Source organism: Streptomyces lushanensis (genome assembly GCF_001700515.1).
Taxonomy (GTDB): domain Bacteria; phylum Actinomycetota; class Actinomycetes; order Streptomycetales; family Streptomycetaceae; genus Streptomyces; species Streptomyces lushanensis.
The window spans coordinates 1-4,169 of record NZ_MAUD01000498.1 but is presented as its reverse complement, the minus strand read 5'-3'; the positions used below and the strand labels follow the sequence as shown (position 1 = coordinate 4,169).

General features: G+C 70.4%; 5 protein-coding genes. 2 read left to right on the top strand and 3 right to left on the bottom strand.

Annotation, left to right across the window (positions count from 1 at the left end; all coding sequences use genetic code 11):
* Positions 1-30: 30 nt before the first annotated feature.
* The 3 genes from BFF77_RS30420 to BFF77_RS36045 form a co-directional block, all read right to left on the bottom strand.
* On the bottom strand, positions 31-609 hold the full coding sequence (locus BFF77_RS30420) for an acetate uptake transporter (RefSeq protein ID WP_066956444.1): 579 nt from the start codon (positions 607-609) through the stop codon (positions 31-33).
* Between the two features lie 244 nt (positions 610-853).
* A complete protein-coding gene (locus tag BFF77_RS30415) occupies positions 854-1,375 on the bottom strand; it encodes a universal stress protein (protein WP_066956441.1) in 522 nt (173 codons plus the stop codon).
* Between the two features lie 310 nt (positions 1,376-1,685).
* Positions 1,686-2,039 (bottom strand): hypothetical protein, encoded by a 354-nt coding sequence (locus BFF77_RS36045; protein WP_066956438.1) that lies wholly within the window; start codon positions 2,037-2,039, stop codon positions 1,686-1,688.
* Positions 2,040-2,729: 690 nt separating this feature from the next.
* Between BFF77_RS36045 and BFF77_RS30405 the strand changes: the two genes are divergently transcribed.
* Positions 2,730-3,950, top strand: coding sequence for a GlxA family transcriptional regulator (locus tag BFF77_RS30405; protein ID WP_066956435.1), 1,221 nt, complete (start codon positions 2,730-2,732; stop codon positions 3,948-3,950).
* 10 nt (positions 3,951-3,960) lie between these two features.
* A partial coding sequence (locus tag BFF77_RS30400) for an exonuclease domain-containing protein (protein ID WP_281196653.1) occupies positions 3,961-4,169 on the top strand: 209 nt, incomplete at its 3' end.

The following is a 4,169-nucleotide window of genomic DNA, read 5'->3' as shown; positions in this document are numbered from 1 at the left end:
GCGCTGCCCGGGCACCGGCCCGCGGCTGCCTCAGCCGGTGGCCGTCACCCCCCGGCCGGCAGCACGACGGCGCGGCAGTGCGGCCGGCCACTTGGCGAGCGCGGCCGTCGCTCCGTACCAGGCGGCGAGCCCCGCCACGGCGGCGACCCAGCCGCCTATCTTCGCGAGCCCCGTGCTGTCGGCGAACTGCCCGACGGCGAGCAGCAGCAGTGCGACGGTGAGCAGTCCGTACGTGCCCTGGAACAGCGGCCCCGCGTCCGCCGCGCCCAGGGTGAGGCTGAGCGCCAGCAGCGCCCACAGGAGGAGGAAGAGGCCGGCCGCGTCGGCGGAGATCCGATCGCCGGCGCCCGTCCCCCAGGTGAACCAGAAGGCTCCGAGGCCCGCGAAGGCCGTACCGGTGAATGAGTGGCCCGACCGGAATTCGAGCAGTCCGGCGAGGAAGAGCGCGACACCGCCGACGTACAGCGCGAGCGGGACGGCGTCGGCCGCCGTCGCTCCGTCGATGACGGCGGTGTGGCCGATGCCGAAGGCAAGCAGGGTGAGTCCGAGCGCGAGATGGCCGAGAACCGAAGTCGAGGTGGTGCTTCCCGCAGAGACGTCGTTGTCCACGGCGGGCTCCCTTCATGATGTGCGGGTGTGCTGTGTCCCAGCGACCGTTATGTACCCTTCACAAGCGCACGATGCACCTCCACGCGTGAGTAAATTCACGTTGGGCGCAAGGGAGTTGACACTTACTCAGATAGTGTGAAGTGCGGCGGCGAAACCATGCCGGGGTCGGACCGCCCCGGGGCGCGCCGGACCGGGCCGAGCGTCGGGGAATCGTGGCCGGGCGTCGGGAAATCGGGCCCGGGCGTCAGGGAATCACCACGACGGGCCGCTGCGCGCGCCGCGCGAGCCGCCCCGCCACCGAGCCGAAGATCCGCCCGACGATGCCGTGCGTGGAGCCGACGACGATCGCGTCCGCCGAATACTCCTCGCCCACCTCTTCCAGCTCGTGGCAGATGTCACCGCCGCGCTCGACCAGGATCCACGGCACCTCGGCGAGATAGTCCGCGCAGGCCAGTTCGAGTCCGAGCACCTCGGTGCGGTGGTCCGGCACGTCCACGAAGACCGGCGGTTCGCAGCCCGCCCAGACCGTGGTCGGGAGCCGGTTGGCGACATGGACGATGATCAGGCCGGAGCCCAGCCGTTTGGCCATGCCGATGGCGTACGCGAGTGCCCGCTCGCTGGAGGTCGAGCCGTCGAAGCCGACGACCACTCCGTGCCGGAAGGCGGGATCGCAGGAGGCGTCTGTCTGTTCCGCCGCTCGCAGGTCCGACAGGGGGTCGGCCACGCGCTTGCGGTCTGCGGGTTCGGGGATTTCGTGACCAGCCATGGCGTCTCGGCTAAAGAGGTCCTCTTGGGAAGGGACAACAATGGTCGTGGCGGGTGTCGTGGTGGGCGGTGCCGTGTCCGGGAATCATCTTCCCAATCCGTACCCATAAGGGTACGGCGACACTCTTCTCATGCCCAAAGCCCGCCGCCCCACACGCGGCGTTCCAGGGAGCATGCACGAGGCCGCCCGGGATCGCAATGCCGGATGGCCCCTACAGTTGTCCGAGGAGTGACCGGAGGGCTCCGCTCCTCGTTGGCCATCGGTCATATCGTCACTTCGAGGGAGCACCCGTGCCCGCATCACCGACCGCTCAGGCCACTCCGGACGCTCCACGCCAAGGCGCGCGTGAGACGCTTCGCGCGGCCTCGGCGACGGCCGGGGCGGAACCGGCGGGCGGCCGACTCACCGTGTCCGGTGCGCGATCGCCCGCGGACCGGCCCGTGGAGCCGGCCGCCGGGCCGCCGCGGCACCCGGCGGCGGGGAGCCGTACGGAGCGGTCCCGCGCCCCGTACGGGGAGCCGTGCCGGGAGCCCGCCGCGGACACCGCGCGGGCGCCGTCGGGGGATCCGGCGGGCGAGGTGGTCCGCTGGGCGTCGTTGAGCTGTCTGCTGGTCCCGGTGGTCCTCGCCGTGTACGGAGCGTCCTTCGGCGGCACGATCGCCACGACGCTCGGCCTCGCCGCGGTGACCGCCGTCTGCCGGCTGCTGCTGCGCCGTTCCGAGCGCCCCGCCGTCCAACCGCGGGCGGCGGAGGCGAAGATGGGGGAACGGCCGCCGAAGGGCGCGGGCGGGAGAACGGAAGCGGGCGCGGAGGACCGGGCGGGCGCGAGAGGAAGAGCGCGCGGGACGACGAGGAACGAGGTAAGGATGTACGGAACGTACGGAACGTCCGGAAGCCGACGGTCCTCGGGCGGTCGGGGGGCGCGCCGAAGCGCATGCGAGCGTGAAGGTAGTGCGCCGGGAGATTGAAAGCTTCGCACAGACGCACCCATCGCTTTTCGGCCAACTTCACACTGGGAGAGAACCCCTGGGGAAATGGCCTGCCAACCCCCTTGCCACCAGGGAAGAAAGGACCGACCCAGTCCTCCGCACCCTACGGGGACGGGCCATGCACGTGAGGCCCACTTCCACTCTCGGCTCCCGAGTGGAACGCTTCGTGATCGAATGCTTCGCGCCAAGTTGCCTTGTCGACATAGCGCCGGATGGAGAACTTGTCACGCCGGCACCACGGGACACAGTAGATTCGATCATGAGTATCGAAGGCTGGGGACCCGTGCAAAACCGAGGGGAATCGTGCAGGAGCGAGAGGCCCGACAAGAACGGGGAGACGCGAACACCGAGGGGGGCTTAGCGCCATGAGCCAGGACTCCATTGCCGCACCGGAGTCAGCACGGAAGCTTTCCGGGCGTCGCCGACGAGAAGTCGTCGCCGTGCTGCTCTTCAGCGGTGGCCCCATCTTCGAGAGCTCAATTCCGCTCTCGGTGTTCGGAATCGACCGCCAGGACGCCGGGGTTCCCCGCTACCGCCTGCTTGTGTGTGCCGGGGAGGACGGACCGCTGCGCACCACCGGCGGGCTCGAACTCAGCGCGCCGTACGGCCTGGAGGCGATCAGCAGGGCGGGCACCGTGGTCGTGCCGGCATGGCGGTCGATCACATCACCGCCACCACCGGAAGCGCTGGACGCGCTGCGCCGGGCGCATGAGGAGGGCGCGAGAATCGTCGGTCTGTGCACCGGCGCGTTCGTGCTCGCCGCGGCCGGTCTGCTGGACGGCCGCCCGGCCACCACACACTGGATGTACGCGCCGACGCTCGCCAAGCGCTATCCGTCCGTGCATGTGGATCCGCGTGAACTGTTCGTCGACGACGGCGATGTGCTGACATCGGCGGGTACGGCGGCCGGAATCGATCTGTGTCTGCATATAGTCCGCACGGATCACGGTGCGGAGGCCGCGGGCGCGCTCGCGCGCAGACTGGTCGTACCTCCGCGACGAAGTGGCGGTCAGGAACGCTATCTGGACAGGTCTTTACCAGAAGAGATCGGCTCCGACCCGCTCGCCGAGGTCGTGGCCTGGGCGCTGGAGCATCTGCACGAGCAGTTCGACGTGGAGACGCTCGCGGCCCGCGCGTACATGAGCCGCCGTACGTTCGACCGGCGGTTCCGCTCGCTGACCGGAAGCGCGCCGCTCCAGTGGCTGATCACCCAGCGGGTGCTTCAGGCACAGCGGCTGCTGGAGACCTCCGACTACTCCGTCGACGAGGTCGCCGGCCGCTGCGGCTTCCGCTCACCGGTGGCGCTGCGCGGCCACTTCCGGCGCCAGCTCGGCTCCTCCCCCGCGGCCTACCGGTCCGCCTACCGGGCCAGGCGCCCGCAGGGCGAGCCGATGGCGCCGGGGGTCATGGAGTCGGTCGTACCGGCCCAGGCCTCACCGCACGCCAGACGGGCGGCGGCTGCCGCCGGTGTACCGGGCCAGACGGCCACGTCGGCGGCGGTGCAGGAGCACGGGAAACCGGGCTCCGACATGTATGCGACAGGTCCGGGCCGTCCGAGTCTGCCCGGCCAGCGGAGCGCCCCGTAGGGTAAGGCGTATGAACGACCGCATGGTGTGGATCGACTGCGAGATGACCGGGCTCTCGCTGACGGACGACGCACTCATCGAGGTGGCCGCCCTGGTCACCGACTCGGAGCTGAACGTGCTCGGCGAAGGGGTGGACATCGTGATCCGCCCGCCGGACGCGGCGCTGGAGACCATGCCCGAGGTGGTGCGGCAGATGCACACCACCTCGGGCATGGTCTC